Consider the following 20,239-nt stretch of genomic DNA (forward strand, 5'->3'; position numbering starts at 1 on the left):
TATGATATAAATGTAAAATATAAAACAGTCATAACTGAAAGGAAGATGAATATGGACGAAATGAATAAAGAAGAATTTGAAAATACTCAAGAATCTATAGATACTTCAAAGGAGCAGTATCAAGGAAATATGGGTGGTCCTGTGCATAAAGAAAAAAAGAAGAAAAATCCAGATAAAAATATGTTGTTTAAAGCAATTGTTGTTGTTTTATTGGTTGTATCGCTTGCTTGCAATGGTTTTTTGATGTATAAAGTCCTTGGAACGCAAGGTGGAAGTTCTACAAATGGAACATCAAATGCCAAAGTTCAAACAGTTAATTATGATGTGAAATCTGATTTAACAAAAGTTATAGAAGCTGCTAAAGAATCTACTGTTGGTGTTGCAGTTTATCAAAACAATAAATTATCAGGCAGTGGAAGTGGTGTAATTTATAAAATTGATGGTAAAACAGTATATATTATTACAAATCATCATGTGATTGAATCTGCTCAATCGATTGAAGTTATTTATTCCAATGGAGAATCTGTGAAGGCTGAATTGATAGGTAGTGATAAATATGGAGATATTGCAGTTTTAAAAATGACAGTCAATTTTGATGTCACTGCATTTAAAACTGGAGATTCTGATTTATTAGATGCTGGTGAAACTGTTTTAGCAGTTGGAAGTCCATTGGGTATTGAGTATGCAGGAACTGTTACACAGGGGATTGTGTCTGCTCCTAAACGTACTGTTTCTGTTGATTTAAACAATGATGGTAAAGAGGATTGGGATATGAATGTTATTCAGACTGATGCTGCAATTAACCCTGGTAATAGTGGCGGAGCACTTGTCAATGCAGTTGGTGAACTGGTAGGTATTACATCTATGAAATATTCATCTGAATCTGTTGAAGGTATGGGGTTTGCATTACCAATTAATGATGCTGTTAAGATGGTTGAAGAAATTATTTCAACTGGTAAAGTGAATAGACCAACATTGGGAATCTCTGGCGTTTCATTAGATGGATATTCTTCATATGAATTATATATGTATCGTATTCAAACAAATTTGAATAAGGGTATTTATGTTGCAGATGTTCAAAATGATTCAGCTGCCAGCAAAGCAGGAATTCAAACTGGCGATGTTATTACAAAATTTGATAATGAAGAAATTGAATCATATAAAGATTTCTTAACAAAACTCTATTCTAAAAAACCAGGAGATACTGTAAAATTAACGATTAACCGTAATGGTTCTACATCTACAGTGAATGTAAAACTTGGTTCTTCATAAGGAAAGACAAAAGGTCTTTCCTTTTCTTTTAAAAACTTATATAATAAATGCGGTGATGAGATGAATAAAGAAATAAAAAGACAATTAATATTGTCAGGAATATTGTTATGTATGCTGGTTTCAACATTGTTTCTCTGGTATGATAATTTTATGTTTCATACGTATGTGAATGTTGCTGATTATCAGTATTGTTTTGCAGGTGAAAATGATTCAGTCCTTATTGATGGCTATGAATTTTATAAAAATGATCGTATTCAAAAAAATGGTAAAGCAAGAGTTATGGCTTTAGAGGATCGCTTCTTTTTAAAAGGTGATCTTGTGAGAACAACTTTTGTTGTCAATACATCTAAAGAAGAATATCGATATGAACAAGAGACAAAAATGAAAACAGATAATGAAGTGTTTACACTTGAGGAAGTTGAAACAACTAAGCAACTTTATGATGATGATTTTGCTGATGTTATGATGCATATGACAATTATAAGAAATAACAAAACAGTTTATGATGAAGATATAGTTATGAAGAATCAAGTCATGACAGTTTTTAATGGTGGAAATAAAGAATATGCTATTCGAAATGTTTATGCAACACCATCATGGTTGAAAACAGGAGATTTCTCTTGCTCTGTTAAGGATATTGATAAAAAGTATCCAAATATAACTATTGATTATATGTATTTAAAGGATAATGGTCAGGTTGATGATATTAATGATTATGAAAGATTTGCATATGTAAAAGGTAAGACAGCTGATATATTAAAAGGTAATGATAAACAAGTGGCCTATTATGATGAACAGGATTCACTTCTTGGACGCACATTAAGTTGTGTTGTGACCTTGACTCAAGATGATTCCCAAGCTCAACCATATACTTTTATGATTCAACTTCAAGGAACAATAAAGGTGGTAGATTCAAATGGATAAAACAATAAAAAAAGATTTGATGACAATCTATATGTTTAGAAATGCATTAGCAACTTTATTAGGAGCTCTTTTAGCATATATTATTTCATTTATGCAGTTTTATCAATGTTCATTAGCACAAGCATTACAACGTCTTTTGATTTATGATATTTATACTACACTTTATTTTGTATTGACTTGGGTATTTGACTATATTGTTTTTGAGATGTCAAAGATTTTATATGATATATATGAAGAAAAAGTGACTTTTGTTCCTTGTATCATTTTAATTATCATCAGTGTTGTCATTTTCTTTGTTCCAATCTTAGATTTGTTTCAATATAATTTATGTTTCTTATTTGTATTAATAAGTTTGAGAATGATTAAAGAAATGTGGAAAAGAACACCTGAACTTTTTACTTGGACACATAAACTATTAAATAAAATAAAGAAAAGACCAGAATCTGGTCTAAAGTAAAGAAGACAAACTTTGAAGAAATTGTTGTCTAGAAGAATTGTCTAAAGAGTTATAGTATTCTTCAAAAAGAACACCTAATCCAATTAAAATAGTTTCTTCTTTTGAGGCAATACCTTCATCTATAGTCTTTTGCAAGTCAGAGGCTGAAAAGCCTTTTAAGTTCATTAAGAGTGCTTCGCGCATAATATCATCCTTTCTTATATAATATTGGATAAATGCAAGGAGTTTATACAGGAGTTTTATGAAAAGTTATCAAATTATATTAAATCAAGAAGAAATATATTATGATGTTATTTATAAGCATATGAATTCCATTCGTATGCGTGTTAAACAAGGAAAACTGGTTGTCAGTGCACCTTACTATACACCACGTTCACTTATTGAAGATAATATCCGAAAATATCAAGAAAAACTGCTACCATTAATTCATAATTATGAGGAATATGCCTGTTATCAGGAAAATGGATATGTTGACATTTTTGACACACGCTATATCATTCGTTTACGAGCGGTAGGACAGTATCAATGTGAAGTCCATGAACAATATCTCTATGTTTATCATCAAAATATTGCACAATGTGTAGAAAACTATTTAAAACGGATTTTACTTAATTATATAGAAGAAAAAATAATTTATTATTTAGCATATGATTTTGATTTAAATATGCCAAGGATTGAAATTAAGAAATACAAAGGAAGATGGGGAAGTTGCTATTATAAAGAAGGAAAGGTCTCATTTAATCTTTCTTTGATTCATCTTGATAAAGAGTTGATTGATTATGTTATTGTTCATGAATTAACACATTTTTTACAAGCCAATCATTCAACGCTTTTCTATCAGGAAATAGCAAAGCGTATGCCTGATTATAAAGAAAGATTAAAACGGTTGAAGGAGAAACATGTATGATTACATCTTTACAAAATGAAACAATTAAGGAAATTGTCAAATTAAAACAAAAGAAATATAGAGATGAAAAGAAAATGTTTCTTATTGAAGGTTTTCATTTAATAGAAGAAGCTCGTAAAAAGCATTCTATTCTTCAGATTATTACAACGTTATCTGATGACTTTGAAGAAGAAACATTGCATGTTTCTCAAAATGTTATGAATAAATTAGCTTTTACAAGATCACCTCAACCTATAATGGCAATTTGTCGTCAGAATAATCACAGTCTTATTGTTGAAGATGGTCAGAGATATCTATTGTTAGATCGTGTTCAGGATCCTGGGAATGTTGGAACAATGATGAGAACTGCACTGGCATTTGGTTATGATCAAATGATTATGTCTGAAGATTGTGTGGATTTATATAATGATAAAGTGATTCGTGCTACCCAAGGGGCATTGTTCCAAATGAATGTCTGCGTTATGAATTTAAAAGATGCTATTGTTTTCTTAAAGCATCAGGGGGTTGATGTTTATGGGACTTGTTTAAGAGATGCGTCTTCAATTGAAACATATCAGGTCAAAGATAAAATGGCATTTGTTATGGGTAATGAAGGTCAGGGTGTTTGTGATGAAATTTTAGAATTATGTCAACATCGTTTATATATTCCTATTCAAACAGTAGAATCTTTGAATGTTGGTATAGCTTCTGCTATAACAATGTATCATTTTCAAAAATAGAACTCTAATGATGATTGTGGAAAAAGAGGAAATGTCAATAAGTTTGGATATGTTTATTTGACAAAAGAATATATTTTAATGTCAGAAATGAATATGGAGTTTTTGGTCAAATTTATATTTATTGAAAGGATAAATATAAAAAAATGAGACAATATGTATATTCTGTGATATACTGAATAAAGTTCAATCAATAAAGACACGCATTTTGCTACGTGCCTTTTTTCATGTCTTTTTGATTAGGACCCAAGAAATGGGAAGAATAAAGGAAAGAGGTTGAGTTATGAAAGAAATTTTATCATGGTTAAATGAGTTTTTATACAGTAATATTCTAATTATTTTATTGGTTGTGGCAGGTATGTATTTTACGTTGAAGACACGCTTTGTACAGATACGAATGTTAAAGGAAGGTATTTCTTTATTGAAAGAAAAAGCTCATAGCGAAGATGGTGTGAGTTCTTTTCAAGCCTTAATGATATCTACTGCTTCACGGGTTGGAACTGGTAATATTGCAGGGGTTGCGACAGCATTGGCAGCAGGCGGTGCAGGATCTATTTTTTGGATGTGGGTTATTGCTTTGATTGGCGGTGCAAGTGCGTTTGTGGAATCGACGCTTGCTCAGATTTATAAAGAAAAAGATGGTGAAGTATTTCGTGGAGGACCGGCTTATTATATTGAAAAAGCCTTAGGAAATCGTTTTTTAGGAATTGTCTTTGCAGTGTTGCTTATTTCTTGTTTTATCTTTGGGTTTAATGGACTGCAATCTTATAATGTAAGTAGTGCAATGGCTTACTATTTTGATAATGAACAGTTATGTGCCTTATTAGTAGGAACAATATTAAGTATTGCCAGTGCATTTGTTATTTTTGGTGGTGTTCATCGCATTGGTGTTATGAGTTCTCGAATTGTTCCTGTTATGGCAGGATTATATATTTTATTGGGAATTTATATTACTCTCATGAACATCAATCAATTGCCTCATTTATTTGCAATGATCTTCGAAAATGCGTTTGATACCAAAGCTATTTTTGGTGGATTTACAGGTTCATGTGTTATGTATGGGATTAAACGTGGGTTATTTAGTAATGAGGCAGGAATGGGGTCAGCACCTAATGCTGGAGCCACTGCTGATGTCTCACACCCTGTTAAACAGGGGCTTGTACAGGTGATTTCCGTATTTATTGATACGATGCTTGTTTGTACAACAACGGCATTTATTCTTTTGAATTTTGGAATTGAAGAAGGCCTTACTGGTATGCCCTATGTTCAAATGGCTGTTTACAATGAAATTGGAGAATTTGGAATTCATTTTATTACAATATCTATTTTTCTATTTGCATTTAGTTCTTTAATTGGAAATTATTGTTATGCTGAAGGTAATTTGAAGTTTATAAAAAACAATCCAACTTTATTGTTTGTTTTTAGACTTGTAACGATTGCAGTTATTTTCTTTGGGGCACAAGCTGATTTTTCGATGATATGGGATTTAGCAGATGTTTTAATGGGATTTATGGCATTAATGAATATTGTTGTTATTTTATATTTACATCGTTATGCATTCAGTGCTTTAAAAGATTATCAACAACAAAAACGTCAAGGAAAGAACCCTGTTTTTCACCCAGGAGAATTGGGGATTCCAAATAGTGAATGCTGGGATAAGTGAAAATAAAATGATTAAAGAACTTTATTTTTTATAAATAGAGTTTTTTAATGTAAGTTGATAATATGAATGATTATGTTATAATAAAATAGGTAAGGGAAAGAAGGTAAATAAATATGAATTGTAATAAATGTGGGAAAGAATTAGAGGAGAAAACAGCGTTTTGTCCGTATTGTGGTGCACCTTTAAATGAAAAGGAACAAGTGGGAGATGGAGAGCAGGTTGAGTCTAAGAATATCGAAGTAAAAGAAGATGTGACAAATCAGTCAAGCAAAGTTAAAAAACAAATGAATAAGAATAAATTAATTATTATTGGATTCATTGCATTATTAGCTATTGCTGGAATTGGATTTGGGATGAAGACTTATTTGGATAATAAGGCACGAGAAGAATATGTCATGAATTATAATCAATATGTTGATGATATTGGGGTTTTAAAAATAAAAATGCTAGGCGGAGCAGCAAATGCTGAAAAAGTATGTAATTTGACTTTGAAAGTATGGTCAAATGCTATCTGGGAGACATCTGATACAAAAACGGATAAATATGTAAAACCAAATGGTAAATTTGTTTCTGATTTTAATGAAGCACTTACAAATATGACAAAAGATCAAACTGTTATGAATGATAGAGTTGCTTTAAGTTTGCATATTGATGAAACTCAAGAAATTATGGATAAAATGAAAAATCCACCTGAAGGATTAGAAGATAAATATGAAACTCTTAAAGAGATGTTTGATATGTATGAAGAGTTTCTAGAGGCGGCAGTGACACCGTCAGGCTCATATAAGAGTTATAATGAAAATGTCAATGATTTAGATTCCGATTTTATGAAGTTATATAATAAGGTGGATAAATTTGATTTAAATCATATATCAAAGTAATGTGTTTGTTAGTATTTTGTAGGATATTTATGATAACTGAAAAAAGACTTGTTTTTATAAAGAATTTTGGCTATAATATGGGAAGTAAACACGATGAAGAGGATAAGTAGATAGAGAATTTGTAGCAGAGAGGAAAACGTAAGCTGAGAGTTTTCTTACAATGTATTTATTGAATTCACCTTGGAGTGCGACTAATCATCGCCGTCAACACAACGTTACTGTGAATCAAGTGCATAACAGAATTTGTTATGAATTAGGATGGTACCGCGATTATAATCGTTCCTAGCTGGAACGATTTTTTATTTTGAAGGAGGACAATATGGACGAGTTATTAAAGATTAAAGAAGAAGCTCTTGCTAAAATTCATGATTGTATATCATTAAAGGATTTAAATGATTTAAGAGTCTTTTATTTAGGAAAAAAAGGACCAATGCAAGCGGCTATGAAATCTATGAAAAATATGAATCAGGAAGAAAGAGCAACTTTTGGTCAAGTTTCTAATAAGGTAAAACAAGAAATTACACAAGCTATTGAAAATAAAAAGGTAGCTTTAGAAGAAGCAGAAATGAATGCAAAATTGGCAAGTGAAAATATTGATATTACTTTACCTAGTACTGCTTTGCCATTAGGAAGTTTGCATCCTTTATCAGTTGTTAAAAATGATATTGAAGAATTGTTTTTAGGAATGGGATATCAGATTGCAGAAGGACCTGAAGTTGAAAGTGATCATTTTAACTTTGAGTTAATGAATTTGCCAAAAGGACATCCAGCAAGAGATATGCAGGATACTTTCTATATAGATGAAAATACATTAATGAGAACACATACTTCACCAGTTCAGGCACATGCAATGATTGCAGCCGAAGGAAAAGGACCAATTAAAGTTATTTGTCCAGGAAAAACATATCGTAGAGATGATGATGATGCAACACATTCACATCAATTTATGCAATGTGAAGGATTGGTTATTGATAAGAATATTACTATGGCTGATTTAAAAGGAACTTTAGAAGTCTTTGCTAAAAAAATGTTTGGTGAAAAACGTAAAATTCGTTTAAGACCTTCTTATTTCCCATTTACAGAGCCAAGTGTTGAAGTTGATATTAGCTGTCATAACTGTGAGGGAAAAGGGTGTCCGATGTGTAAACATACTGGCTGGATTGAAATTTTAGGAGCAGGGATGGTGAATCCTAGAGTTCTTGAAATGTGTGGTTTTGATCCAGAAGTTTACCAGGGATTTGCATTTGGAATTGGATTAGAACGTGTAGCAATGTTAAAATATAACATTGATAATATTCGAGATTTTTATAATAATGATTTAAGATTCTTAAATCAGTTTGGAAGAAAGGGGTAAGGGCATGGAAGCAAGTTTAAAATTATTAAATGAATATGTAGATATTAGTGATCAAGATCCAGCTGCTCTTGCAGAAATGATTACACGTATTGGATTAGAAGTAGAAGGAATGCATGAATTAGCACATGGTGATCAATTGGTTGTAGGGTATGTTAAAGAATGTCAGCCACATCCTGATAGTGACCATTTGAATGTATGTCAAGTAGAAGTGAAACCAGGCGTTGTCACACAAATTGTTTGTGGTGCTCCTAATGTGTCTGCTGGTCAAAAAGTCATTGTTGCATTACCAGGCTGTAATTTAGGTGAAGGTTTTAAAATTAAAGAAGGAAAAATTAGAGGTGAAGTATCTAATGGTATGATTTGTTCAATTGCTGAACTTGGATTAGATGCACGTCTTTTAAAGGAAGAGGATAAAGCGGGTATTCATGTTTTAGATGAAGAGGCTCCATTAGGTGAAGAGGCATTATCTTATTTAGGATTGAAAGATTATATTTTAGATATTGGATTGACACCTAATCGTAGTGATTGTATGGCAATGACTTCATTGGCTTATGAAGTTGCTGCGGTATTAAACAGAAAAGTGAAATTACCTGAAGTTAAAAAATATGATGAATTAGATAGTGACATTCGAGTTATTGTAGAAACTGATTTGTGTCCTTTCTTTGGAGCTAAGTTAATCAAAGGTGTGAAAACAAAAGAATCACCTCAGTGGTTAAAAAATCATTTATTAGCAAGTGGAATTAAGCCTATTAATAATATTGTTGATATTTCTAACTATGTCATGCTAGAAACTGGTCAACCTATTCATATGTATGACTATGATAAGATGAAAGAGAAATCTTTTGTTATTAAAACTGGTTTTCATCAAAAAGCAGTTCTTTTAGATGAAAAAGAGTATGAATTATTGCCAGAAGATATTATTGTTTCTACTGATCAAGGTATTGGTTGTGTAGCTGGGGTTATGGGAGGAAATGATACGAAGATTGATGACAATACTCGAAATATTGTGATTGAAGTTGCAACATTTGATGGAGCAACTTTACGTAATACAGCTCGTCGTATGAATTTATTAACTGATGCTTCTCAACATTATATTAAAGGTGCATTGAATACAGCAAATAGTTTTCATGTTTTAGATCGCTGTGCTGATTTATTAGTACAAGAAGCTGATGCTAGGGAAATTTATAAGACTGTATCAACTGATTTAAATGTGACAGAAAAGATTGTATCTGTTTCTCAGGATAAGATTAATGGATTATTGGGAATGTCGATTGCGTTGAATGAGATTCAAGATATCTTTGATCGTTTAAGTTTCTCTTATACTTTAAAAGAATCGACTTTTGAGGTTGTTGTTCCAACATATCGTAATGATATAACTATGGCTGCTGATTTGATTGAAGAAGTTGCGAGAATGTATGGTTATGATAATATTCCTTCAACACTTCCTTTGATGGAAATGACGAGAGGAAATTTAACACCAAAACAAAGCAATGAAAGGTTTATAAGAGATGTTCTTGTTGATTTGGGACTACATGAAACATTAACATATACATTGACTTCACCATCGACTGTTAATGATTTCAACTTATTTCATCCATTAGATGAACAGGTGAAATTAATGTCACCATTAGGCGAAGAACGTAGTGTCACAAGAAAATCAGTCATACCTTCATTGTTACAAGTCATCAATTATAATCAATCACATGCTTCTAAGGATGTTTGCCTGTTTGAAATTTCAAACACTTATGCAAAAGATGAAATCACAACTCTAGCAATTGCATGTCATGGAGTTTATCATAGTGTTCCTTGGGCTGGAATTCATAGAAATGTTGATTTTTACCTGGTGAAAGGATTTGTTGAAACTCTATTTAAGAAATTATGTATTGAGGAATCACGTTATAGTCTAGTAAGAGTAGAAGCTGATAATAAGAATTTCCATCCAGGAAGAAGTGGTTATATCAAGATGGGAAAACAAATTATTGGTGTGATTGGACAAATTCATCCTTTGATGGCAAAGAAATATGACATTAAGGGGGAAACGGTTGTTGCTGAATTGAATTTATCCACTTTATTAAATCTAAAGACAAAAGCACTAAAAGTGACATCAATTCCGCAATACCCTTCTGTTAATAGAGATATTGCATTAGTTATGGATACAGATATTCAAACATATGATGTTGTTCGTTCGATTCAAAAGGCTGGGAAAAAATTAGTTTCAAAAGCTGAAATCTTTGATGTGTATGAAGGTGAACATATTGAGGAAGGAAAGAAATCTGTAGCTATTACTTTAACTTTCCAAGATCCTACAAAAACATTAGAAGATACAATAATTAATGATGTTATGGAAAATATTTTAGCAGTAGTGAAATCAGAATATAATGCTCATTTAAGAGGGTAATAAAAAAAGGTAATAAATTTTATTACCTTTTTAATTTGAGTAAAAAAGATTTCAATGAGAATCTGTCTTATTCAATTTTTGCATAATTTTTTGTTTTTATAATTTTATAGACTTGTAATGTTGTAGAAGATATTAAGATTGCTAAAGCAATAGAAATGCTGATTCCAATAGTGGATAAAAAACTTTCAGCAAAGAGATTGTTTAATCCTTGTACTGCATATAACATTGTGTAATAGATTCCACTTCCTGGAACTAAAGGGAAACAACCAATGATAATAAAAATTGTAGCTGGAGCTTTATAATGGCGTGCCATCATTTCAGCAATAAGAGCAACACATAACATTGCAATAAAACTTTGTATAAAGATATTGTCTAGGAATTGTGTGGCAAGGTAAATAACCCAACCTAATGTACCTACAATGGAACCAACACATGCAAATTTTATATTTTTATGAATACGAAAAATAAATGTAAAACCAAGACAACCTACAAAGGCTGATAAGCATTGAATGATTTCGTTCATATTAAGCACCTCTCAATAGCATCATCATAACACCAACTCCAATTGCAATACTGGCAGCAATCAAAATCGCTTCAATCATCCTTGAAAGTCCAGAAATGAAGTCTCCACCAATAATATCTCTAAGACTATTGGTAATTGCAATTCCAGGAACTAACAACATGAGTGTTCCAGTGATGACAGATTGCTGATTCTCAACAATTCCTATTTTATTTCCTAGAATAGCAATCGTAGATAAAACCATGCTTGATAAGATAGTTCGAACAATACCATTAATCCTCAGCTTTTCTAGTAGATAAATAAAGTAATATAACACGAAACCAATAACTCCTGAAACAACCATATCAATGGCACCACCACCAAAAAATACACAGAACATGGCAGCAGATACAATATATCCTAACAATATTAATTGATAATTTAATTCTTGTGATTTTATGTTTTCTATTTTTTCTTGAATATTGTGAAGCTCTATATCTCCATTACTAATTTGTCTTACTAAACAATTTAATTCATAGAGATGATCTAAATGGATACGATTTGAACGTGCACGTTTAGAAACATGATAAGGGGTACCATCATGCAATGTTAATGATAATGTAAAATAAGAAGGTATTGCAAAGACTTCAACATTTTTAAATCCTAATCCTTCACACATACGTTGTAAAGATTCTTCGACACGATAGATTTCTGCACCATGTCTTAGTAATAAATAACCAATTTCATTCACAGATTGTAAAACTTCTTTTTCGTCCATGTTTTCACCTCACAATAATAATTTATATCATATTTCCTATCCCTTGCCTAGCATTTCTCGATAATTTTTTTGATTTCATTCACTGCTTACTTATGTTAAAATAAGGGAACGTAGAGAGGTGGAAAAAATGATTAAATTAATTGTTTGTGATATGGATGGAACAATCTTAAATAAGGATAATACGCTTGATGAACAAAGCTATCAAAAGATACTAGAAAAAAGTGATCAGGGTGTTGAATTTATGTTTGCGACAGGACGTGGGTTTGATATGGTTGAGGATATATGTCAAAGCAAAGGAATTTATAATTCTTTGATTTTAAATAATGGAACTCAATATAGAAGTTATGATGGTCATATCAATCGCTATTATCCAATGGAAAGAAAGTCTTTTGAACAGATTATGGCTATTTTGTTAGAATATGAATATCATATTTCGGTTCATACTCAGCAAGGAAAATATATTTTTGAAGATAAAGAAACCTATTTTTTAAGACATCAGAAGATATTGATGAAATCAAAAGGTATTGATGATCCTTCTTTATTACCAAAGACACCGTTTTTTACAAGAACTGGTTTTCTTAAAAATGTTCATGAAGTTAAAACAGTTGATGAATTGTATAAGTCTAAAGCATTGCCTTTAAAGATAGATGCTAGACATATTGATTATCAAAGTGTACAAGGTGTAGAGAAACTTTTAAAAGATATTAATCATTTACATATTTCTTCATCATTTGAAGAGAATATAGAGATTACAAGTGATGTTCATGATAAGGGGAGTATGCTAAAAGAGGTTTTAAAAGAGAAAGGATTATCTGTTTATGAAGTGGCAACTTTTGGTGATGGATTCAATGATATTGGAATGCTAGAATCATTTCCATATTCATTTGCCCCAGCGAATGCATCAGAACTGGTAAAAGAAAAAGCATCTTATGCATTGGAGGTAACCAATGAACAAGGTGCTGTTGCAAAAGGAATTCAAATCTTAGAAGAACTTAATCTGCTTTAATATAAGGAATACTTGCGTATTCTTTTTTGATGAGATCATAAGGTTGTTGAGAGAGTAGGGAAAGCAGACGTGTTGCTTTGAATTCTATCTCTAGTGCTGGATGCTGATATCTAGAGAAGTTTGTAACGATTGTATAAGGGCATTCTTTTTTTATGATATTGAGATATTGGCGTCCTTGTTCATTCATAGCAAGAATTCTTAAATAATCGATTTTCATAGCTGCCTGTATTTGCTGTTTTGTGTTTTTCATTAATAAATGAATAAGCATTCTTTGGATGCGTGGTTTGGTATATCTTTTTGATAACAAACAACCAAGTAATTCTTCCAGACAATTTGTTTTATGGATTTGAGAAATTAAAATATTTTCTAAACCTTCTTCAACCAAATGGTATTGTCTAAGTTCTTTGGGGGTTGAAGTCATGATTTGATATTTTAAATAAGGGTAGAAATCCTGAAGAAAAAACAAATCATTCTGATAATATTCAGGATGAGGGAGTGTTGATTTGAAATCTTTTTTTTCATAAATAGCCTTTCTAATAGCAGATGCACTGGCAATATCCTGCAGCTTGGTATCATGATAATCATTTGTACGTGCAAAACAGTGGGGTGTTATCGCGTAATGATGAGATACAATTTCTTTGACATAACTTAATCCTAATAAATCGTTAGGTGTTGTGATTTCTTTTCCCATAATCTGTCTTAGTGCTTGGTTGCAGGCATCAGGATAACGCAAACCTTCTTGCATGTAATGCTTGATGTGCATATTATAGTCTTCTTGATGCATTTCAATAGTGCAAGCAATATCCATAAATGTTTCAATGCGACCATCTTCACTTCCAAAACAGATATCTGTCACACCAATAGCATGTAATAAATCAATTGCCCCTTTGGCAAAATAATCAGCACTCTGGCAAGCATATACAAAGGGTAATTCTAATACGATATCTACTCCAAATTCAATGGCTAAACGACTGCGTGTCCATTTGTCTATAATAGCCGGTTCACCTCTTTGAACGAATGATGAAGACATGACTGCAATTGTATAATCACATTTTGTTATTGTCTTGGAACGCTGTATATGATAAATATGTCCATTATGAAATGGATTGTATTCTACAATGATTCCTAAAACTCTCATATTGACACCTCTTTTTGCTTAGTTTATCATAGTTTTATAAGAAAGCATAGAATTGATTAAAAGAAGTGAGGAATTCAACGAATTATGCGAAATTTTGATTGACATATTTGGTTGTTTTATATATAATCAACTATGCGGTGTAAAGGGTGATTTTTTTGAAATGGAATTTACAATGGATTTTGAAACAAAAAGATGGATGTTTTGATTTTGATGAAACACTTACGTTTCCATCAGAAATGTTTCATAATTTATCACAAGTCAATGGTTTGAAAGATGTTCATGTTGTAGGACGAGGATGTCTAGATATGAAAAATCATCAGTTATACGTTGATTTTCAAGTAAAAGGTCAAATGATTCTACCATGTGCCGTTTCATTAGAAGATGTGGATTACCCATTTGATATTAAGTCGGCAACTGTATTTGCTTTTTATAAACCTTTAGATGATGAAGATGTTATTGAGGTTAAAAGGGATACTGTTGATTTAACTCCTGTTGTTTTTCAGGAAATTATGATGGATGTTCCCATGCGTGTTGTTAAAGATGGCGCAACTTTGAAAACCGAAGGCAATGGTTGGAAAGTATTAAATGAAAAAGATGAAGGTAAGGATGAAGATTATATTGATCCTCGACTTGCCAAACTTAAAGATTATTTTAAGGATAAAGAATAAGGAGGTGTACCTATGGCAGTACCACAAAGAAGAGTTTCTAAAACAAGAAGAAACAAAAGAAGAACACATGACAAGTTAACAGTACCAGCTGTAGTTGTTTGCCCTGAATGTGGAGAATACAAATTATCTCATAGAGTATGCAAACATTGCGGAACTTACAACGGACAAAAAGTGTTATAAAAACTGCCCCTTATTAAAGGGCTTTTTTTATTTAAAAAATGAATAGTATAAATGTTTTTAAATAAAGAAGCATTGGTTAAATTTATGAGATGAGGATGAATATTTTGCTAATCGAATGCTTAGAATAGTTTATAATGAGGATAAAGTGAGGATTTGATATGAGAAAACGTAAAAGAGGCATGCTTTTGATTGTTTTGGTATTGATTATAGGAATGGCAATTGGGGTTATAGTAGGAAGAGAATTTCTTGAAATTCCAGTGTTGGATTTAAATGCGGTTGAACAAGCTTTTCAGAAAAATAAGGATTACCAATATTTTTATAATCAATTAAATGAAATTGAACAAAAGACGTATCAAAGAATATATTATGTTTTAAGTCAGCACCAAGAAGAAGTGACTTTAGAAGAAAAAGATATTGAAAAAGTAAAAGATATTTTTACAAAAGTTATTTATGACCACGGAGAACTCTATTATGTTAATTCCCAGTTTCAATATCAGGAAAACAAGCAAACTATACAGTTTTTACCTCTATATGACTATTCTTTAGACGAAGTAAAAAAAATGAATCAAGATATTGAAAAGAAAACTGAAGTTTTTTTAAATGAGGCTAAGAAAGAAACTTCACAATTGCAAAAAGCGCGACTTGCATATAATTATATTGTTGAAAATGTTGTTTATGAAGATGGTGTTGATAACAATCAAAATATGGTAAGTGCTTTGGCTAATGGAAAATCAGTCTGTGCTGGATATGCAAGAGGATATCAGTATCTTTTAAATCAGTTAGGAATAGAAAATGCCTATATTGTTGGAACTGCTAAAGAAACGCGTTCTCAGACATTGAATGGGGACGGGCATGCGTGGGTTATGATTCATCTGAGTGGTGACTATTATTATTGTGATCCAACATGGGGAGATGCTGTTCATGAGAATTCAGAACATGCCTGTTTAGGGTATTTTATGATGAGTAGCGAAGACATGTTAAAGTGCTATCAGCCTGAAGTTCCTTATGAAAAGACTCAACAATACCAGATCAATGTTTTTAAGGATGAAAAATGTTATATGGAAAAGTATGATGAAAGTGTTTTATCTTATGCAGTGAATAGAGGATTAAAAAATAAAAGCAGAGTAGCAGAAATAAAATGTATCAATGACAATGTTTATCAAAAAGTGAAAAGAAATCTTGAATCTTCTTATTTGGGATATCAAGTTTTAAGTCAAAACAAATGTTGGAATGAAAATGCAACTTATTCCTATAATGATGAATTAAGGATGATAGAATTATATTATTAATTGGAAAAAATTGAAAAAACAAAGATAAGTAGCGGGAAACTGCTACTTTTTTTGTTTAAAAAAGAGAAAAAAGGCATGTGATTTCTATGTACAAGGGGGATGAAATGTTATATAATAGTGGCATGAAGTGTTAAAGAATGTATAGAAATGTTATAAAGTGGGTGATTTTAAGTGTTCTTTGGAGAATTTAGACATAACATAGATGCAAAGGGGCGCTTAAGTATCCCTGCTAAAATGCGTAATCAGTGTGGTGAGTGTGTTTATGTTACAAGAGGCAATGATGGATGCCTCGCATTGTATACACAGGAAGGCTGGGAAGCTTATTACCATGAACTTCAATCATTACCACAAAAAAAGAAAAGCACTCGTATTTTTATACGTTTAGTGACTTCTAGAGCGAGTGAATGTGAGTTTGATAAACTCGGACGTATTAATATTCCACTTGTATTAAGACAAGAAGGAAATCTTGAAAAAGAATGTGTCATTGTTGGTGTTGGTGATCATGTTGAAATTTGGAGTCAGAGTGCATGGGATCAATTCTATGATGATAATAAGGATAGTTTTGATGATATTTCGGAAGATTTGGATGAATTTGAACTGTAAAGGAGAGACGCATGTTTAATCATATAAGTGTTTTATTAGAGGAAACAATTGAAGGATTAAATATTAAGGAAGATGGTATCTATGTGGACTGTACACTTGGTGGTGGTGGACATAGTCAGGAAATCTTAAAAAGATTAACAACTGGACATCTTTATTGTTTTGATCAAGATCAAGTAGCTATTGAAGTAGCTGCAAAGCGATTGAGTCAAATTTCTGACCATTTTACAATTATTTATTCAAACTTTAAAAATATGAAAAGTGAATTGAATCAATTAGGTGTTCAAAAAGTTGATGGTATTGTTTTTGATTTAGGTGTTTCATCTCCTCAATTTGATGATGGTGAAAGAGGGTTTAGTTATAACTATGATGCAAAGTTAGATATGCGTATGGATCGTAATCAGACATTAAGCGCTTATGAAATTGTCAATACATATGAATTCAATGAATTGGTGAAAATATTTTATAAATATGCAGATGAAAAGTTTTCTAAACAAATTGCCAGAGCAATTGAAAGACATCGTCAAGAGAAACCAATTGAAACGACATTTGAATTAGTAGAAATCATCAAGGAAGCGATTCCAGCACCAGCAAGACGAAAAGGTGGTCATCCTGCTAAAAGAACGTTTCAGGCATTAAGGATTGCAGTTAATGATGAACTTAGTGTTTTTGAAAAGGCTTTGGATGATTCATTAGATTGTATTTGTGTAGGTGGAAGAATTGCTGTTATTACTTTCCATTCTTTAGAAGATAAGATTTGTAAATATACTTTTAATGAGGTAACAAAGCAACCACAACTTCCTATGGGGATGCCTATTGTTCCAGAGTATTTGAAACCTAGATTTCAAAAAATAACAAAGAAGCCAATTGTCGCTGGTGAAAAAGAATTAGAAGAAAATCATCGTTCTCATTCAGCTAAATTGAGAATTATAGAAAGGGTTTATGAAAATGAAGAGAAGTAAGAAAAAAGAAACAGGATTTGCGAGATTTTCTAGAAGATTATTAATTGTAAGTTTTGCTGCTTTTGTATTAGGAATTGTTGCACTCAATTCTTATGAGTCATCATTGAATATTAGTTGTCAGGAACTTGAAAAAGAAATCACAGTCATTCAGGCTGATATTGATGGATTAACAATGCAAAAACAGGAACTTGCTTCTTTTACACGTTTAAGAGCTGTTGCAAGCAAAAAGGGATATGATTATAAACAAAGTACTGTGACAACTGCTGTTAGAGGAGTCCAAAGAGACTGATGGCGACTATAAAACAAAAAAATAATAATCAGAGTGCAAAGATCGTGTTATGTGTCTTTGCATTCATTATTATATTAATGGTACTAAATGTTATTTATTTGGGAGCAACAGGAAAACATTTGGTTAGTGGAGCTAATATAAAGGAATATGCTGAAAATCGTGGTGGTCAGCAAAAAGAAGAAACGTTGTATGCCAAACGTGGAACAATTTATTCTAGTGATAAACAGGTTATCGCAAGTGATGTTAAAAAATACAAATTATATGCCATTTTGTCAGAAACAAGATTGACAGTCGATAAAGAGCCTGCATATGTTGTGGATAAAGAAGAAACTGCTAAGAAATTAGCACCTATTTTAGGCGTTGATAAAGCGAAGATTTTAGAACAGTTAAATAAAAAAACATATCAGGTTGAATTTGGAAGTTATGGAAACAATCTTTCTTCATTGGTTAAAGATAAAATTGATGCATTAGGTTTACCAGGATTGGAATTTGAAGAAATTACAACCAGAAATTATAGATATGGCGATTTTGCTTCATATGAAGTTGGATATGCTCAACTCTTAACAAATGAAATTAATGGAAAAACAACAAAATCAATTATTGGGCAAATGGGTCTTGAGAAAGCATTTGATGACGAATTAAGTGGAAAAGATGGTAAGAAAGTTTATCTGGTTGATAATAATAATTATACTTTACCTAATGGTGTTTTAAGTGAAACGGCACCTGTTGCAGGGAATGATATGTATTTAACAATTGATGCTGATGTGCAAACTGAACTTGATTTACAGATGAAGCAGCTGGTTGAGAAATTAAAATCAGAAAAAGCAACTTGTGCAGTTATGGAAGCAAAGACTGGGAAAATTTTGGCTGTGAGTAATTATCCGTCATTTGATCCCAATAAACGTGATATAGATAACTATGTAGATTTATTTTTAAATGAAGCAGTTGAACCAGGTTCAGTTTTTAAATCATTTGTTTATGCAAATGGGCTAAATGATGGTCGATTAAATTTAAAGACCAAGTATCAATCTGGTAAGTTTTATTACAATAATAATAAAAAAGATTCCGTAAAAGACCATAATGGTGGTAAAGGTTGGGGAACAATCAGTTATGAACAAGGGTTTTATTATTCAAGTAATACTGCTATTTGTCATATGTTAAGAACTGTGAATGATAGAGTCTCATTACTTCAGGATTATGAAGATTTAGGGTTCTTTAAGTCAGGAACGGTTGATAAGTTAAGTACTGCATCAGGGTTTGCAGGATATAAAGGTGTTGTCGGTAGAGATATTGAATATTTGACAACTGGATTTGGACAAGGATCATCATGGACAGCTTATCAGTTGTTACGTGCTTATAGTGTCTTTGCAAACAATGATGGAAAAATGGTAACACCTTATTTTGTTGATAAGATTGTTGATAGTTCTACGAATGAAACAATTTATCAAGGAAAAACTGAATATTCTAAGCAGATTTATACAAATGAAACTGTCAAGAAAATGCGAGATTTATTAAGTGGTGTTATTAATATTAAAGGAAGTACTGGTTATTCTTATCATATGGATGATATCAATTTAATTGGAAAGACTGGAACAGGTCAGGTTGCACAGACTGGAGGATATAAACAAAATTTTTATACAAATAGTTTTGCTGGTTTAGCACCTTATGATGATCCGCAAGTTGTTATTGTTTTATGGTATCAGGGAAAAAATGCTTCATCAAAAGTTGCTGCTGAACTTGTTCAAGGTGTTGTGAGAACTGCATTAAACAAGATCAATGCACAACCTGTAAAGGAAGTTGAAACATCTACATTTGTGTTAGATTCATATATGAATCAAAGTACTGAATTTGCAAAATCAATTCTTACAAAACATCAGTTATCAACATTGTTGATAGGTGATGGTGATACAGTTATTGATCAATATCCAAAAGCAAAAACAGAAGTTTCATCTCAATCAAGAGTCTTTTTACAAACAAATGGAACAAATATTACAATGCCATCTATGGATGGATGGTCGCGTAAAGAGGCGGAAGCATTTGCAGCTATGGCAGATGTTCGTATCACTTTTGATGGTGTAGGTACAATCTATAAACAAAATGTTCCTAAAGGAACAAAGTTAAAATCAAATCAAGAAATTAAAGTTCAAGCAAAATAGAAAGTTCATATGAATTTTCTATTTTTGTTCTATATAACTAGGCTTCAGTATCTTTGAAAAATGTTATGTAAGGGATGGAGAGTCGTTGTATAGTAAACTAGC

21 protein-coding genes and 1 other annotated feature are annotated in these 20,239 nt (G+C 31.6%); of the genes, 17 read left to right on the top strand and 4 right to left on the bottom strand.

Going from position 1 to position 20,239, the window contains the following annotated elements:
• Positions 1-51 precede the first annotated feature (51 nt).
• Genes AC5M21_RS04170 through AC5M21_RS04180 form a run of 3 tightly spaced genes read left to right on the top strand, consistent with a single transcriptional unit; the run spans position 52 to position 2,653 of the window.
• A complete protein-coding gene (locus tag AC5M21_RS04170; RefSeq protein WP_017143814.1) occupies positions 52-1,272 on the top strand; it encodes a S1C family serine protease in 1,221 nt (406 codons plus the stop codon).
• 60 nt (positions 1,273-1,332) lie between these two features.
• Positions 1,333-2,196 carry a hypothetical protein gene (locus tag AC5M21_RS04175; protein ID WP_008790452.1) on the top strand — a complete coding sequence of 288 codons (864 nt, stop codon included), beginning with the start codon at positions 1,333-1,335 and terminating at the stop codon, positions 2,194-2,196.
• Positions 2,189-2,653 carry a hypothetical protein gene (locus AC5M21_RS04180; RefSeq protein ID WP_008790451.1) on the top strand — a complete coding sequence of 155 codons (465 nt, stop codon included), beginning with the start codon at positions 2,189-2,191 and terminating at the stop codon, positions 2,651-2,653. The genes AC5M21_RS04175 and AC5M21_RS04180 overlap by 8 nt, the downstream gene beginning before the upstream one ends.
• Here the strand turns inward: AC5M21_RS04180 and sspI are convergent.
• Complete coding sequence (gene sspI, locus AC5M21_RS04185) at positions 2,645-2,836, bottom strand: small acid-soluble spore protein SspI (RefSeq protein ID WP_008790450.1); 192 nt, start codon at positions 2,834-2,836, stop codon at positions 2,645-2,647. The genes AC5M21_RS04180 and sspI overlap by 9 nt on opposite strands.
• Positions 2,837-2,894: 58 nt before the next feature.
• Here sspI and AC5M21_RS04190 point away from each other — a divergent pair, with 58 nt between their 5' ends.
• The 6 genes from AC5M21_RS04190 to pheT all read left to right on the top strand — a co-directional run bounded on the left by AC5M21_RS04190 (position 2,895) and on the right by pheT (position 10,572).
• The gene (locus AC5M21_RS04190; protein ID WP_008790449.1) at positions 2,895-3,560 is read left to right on the top strand and encodes a M48 family metallopeptidase; all 666 of its coding nucleotides are present in this window, start codon (positions 2,895-2,897) and stop codon (positions 3,558-3,560) included.
• Entirely contained in the window at positions 3,557-4,279 is a 723-nt protein-coding gene (locus tag AC5M21_RS04195) for a TrmH family RNA methyltransferase (RefSeq protein WP_008790448.1), read from the top strand. Before AC5M21_RS04190 ends, AC5M21_RS04195 begins: the two co-directional genes overlap by 4 nt.
• Positions 4,280-4,559: 280 nt before the next feature.
• A complete protein-coding gene (locus tag AC5M21_RS04200) occupies positions 4,560-5,939 on the top strand; it encodes an alanine/glycine:cation symporter family protein (protein ID WP_008790447.1) in 1,380 nt (459 codons plus the stop codon).
• Positions 5,940-6,052: 113 nt separating this feature from the next.
• On the top strand, positions 6,053-6,820 hold the full coding sequence (locus AC5M21_RS04205) for a zinc-ribbon domain-containing protein (protein WP_008790446.1): 768 nt from the start codon (positions 6,053-6,055) through the stop codon (positions 6,818-6,820).
• Between the two features lie 84 nt (positions 6,821-6,904).
• Positions 6,905-7,107, top strand: a binding site (T-box leader).
• Positions 7,108-7,139: 32 nt separating this feature from the next.
• Positions 7,140-8,174 (top strand): phenylalanine--tRNA ligase subunit alpha, encoded by a 1,035-nt coding sequence (pheS, locus tag AC5M21_RS04210; protein WP_008790445.1) that lies wholly within the window; start codon positions 7,140-7,142, stop codon positions 8,172-8,174.
• 4 nt (positions 8,175-8,178) lie between these two features.
• Entirely contained in the window at positions 8,179-10,572 is a 2,394-nt protein-coding gene (gene pheT, locus AC5M21_RS04215) for a phenylalanine--tRNA ligase subunit beta (RefSeq protein WP_008790444.1), read from the top strand.
• A gap of 67 nt (positions 10,573-10,639) precedes the next feature.
• Here the strand turns inward: pheT and AC5M21_RS04220 are convergent, their stop codons facing one another.
• Positions 10,640-11,095, bottom strand: a complete 456-nt coding sequence (locus AC5M21_RS04220; RefSeq protein ID WP_008790443.1) for a threonine/serine exporter family protein — start codon at positions 11,093-11,095, stop codon at positions 10,640-10,642.
• Between the two features lies 1 nt (position 11,096).
• The gene (locus AC5M21_RS04225; protein WP_008790442.1) at positions 11,097-11,849 is read right to left on the bottom strand and encodes a threonine/serine exporter family protein; all 753 of its coding nucleotides are present in this window, start codon (positions 11,847-11,849) and stop codon (positions 11,097-11,099) included.
• 127 nt (positions 11,850-11,976) lie between these two features.
• On the opposite strand from AC5M21_RS04225, the gene AC5M21_RS04230 reads away from it, so the two are divergent.
• Complete coding sequence (locus tag AC5M21_RS04230) at positions 11,977-12,855, top strand: Cof-type HAD-IIB family hydrolase (RefSeq protein WP_008790441.1); 879 nt, start codon at positions 11,977-11,979, stop codon at positions 12,853-12,855.
• Here AC5M21_RS04230 and AC5M21_RS04235 read toward each other — a convergent pair.
• Positions 12,842-13,993: a nucleotidyltransferase gene (locus AC5M21_RS04235; protein WP_008790440.1), complete on the bottom strand. Its 1,152-nt coding sequence runs from the start codon at positions 13,991-13,993 to the stop codon at positions 12,842-12,844. The genes AC5M21_RS04230 and AC5M21_RS04235 overlap by 14 nt on opposite strands.
• A gap of 146 nt (positions 13,994-14,139) precedes the next feature.
• On the opposite strand from AC5M21_RS04235, the gene AC5M21_RS04240 reads away from it, so the two are divergent.
• The 7 genes from AC5M21_RS04240 (at position 14,140) to AC5M21_RS04270 (ending at position 20,137) form a co-directional block, all read left to right on the top strand.
• Positions 14,140-14,661 carry a YceD family protein gene (locus AC5M21_RS04240; RefSeq protein WP_237713633.1) on the top strand — a complete coding sequence of 174 codons (522 nt, stop codon included), beginning with the start codon at positions 14,140-14,142 and terminating at the stop codon, positions 14,659-14,661.
• Positions 14,662-14,673: 12 nt separating this feature from the next.
• Positions 14,674-14,841, top strand: coding sequence for a 50S ribosomal protein L32 (gene rpmF / locus AC5M21_RS04245; protein ID WP_008790438.1), 168 nt, complete (start codon positions 14,674-14,676; stop codon positions 14,839-14,841).
• 158 nt (positions 14,842-14,999) lie between these two features.
• On the top strand, positions 15,000-16,130 hold the full coding sequence (locus AC5M21_RS04250) for a transglutaminase domain-containing protein (protein WP_008790437.1): 1,131 nt from the start codon (positions 15,000-15,002) through the stop codon (positions 16,128-16,130).
• Positions 16,131-16,301: 171 nt separating this feature from the next.
• Positions 16,302-16,733, top strand: a complete 432-nt coding sequence (gene mraZ / locus AC5M21_RS04255; protein WP_117598687.1) for a division/cell wall cluster transcriptional repressor MraZ — start codon at positions 16,302-16,304, stop codon at positions 16,731-16,733.
• Between the two features lie 11 nt (positions 16,734-16,744).
• The gene (rsmH, locus tag AC5M21_RS04260; protein ID WP_008790435.1) at positions 16,745-17,692 is read left to right on the top strand and encodes a 16S rRNA (cytosine(1402)-N(4))-methyltransferase RsmH; all 948 of its coding nucleotides are present in this window, start codon (positions 16,745-16,747) and stop codon (positions 17,690-17,692) included.
• Positions 17,679-17,981 carry a hypothetical protein gene (locus AC5M21_RS04265; RefSeq protein ID WP_008790434.1) on the top strand — a complete coding sequence of 101 codons (303 nt, stop codon included), beginning with the start codon at positions 17,679-17,681 and terminating at the stop codon, positions 17,979-17,981. Before rsmH ends, AC5M21_RS04265 begins: the two co-directional genes overlap by 14 nt.
• Entirely contained in the window at positions 17,981-20,137 is a 2,157-nt protein-coding gene (locus tag AC5M21_RS04270; protein WP_008790433.1) for a penicillin-binding protein, read from the top strand. Before AC5M21_RS04265 ends, AC5M21_RS04270 begins: the two co-directional genes overlap by 1 nt.
• Positions 20,138-20,239 lie beyond the last annotated feature (102 nt).

The sequence above is a fragment of the Coprobacillus sp. genome, from assembly GCF_984815275.1.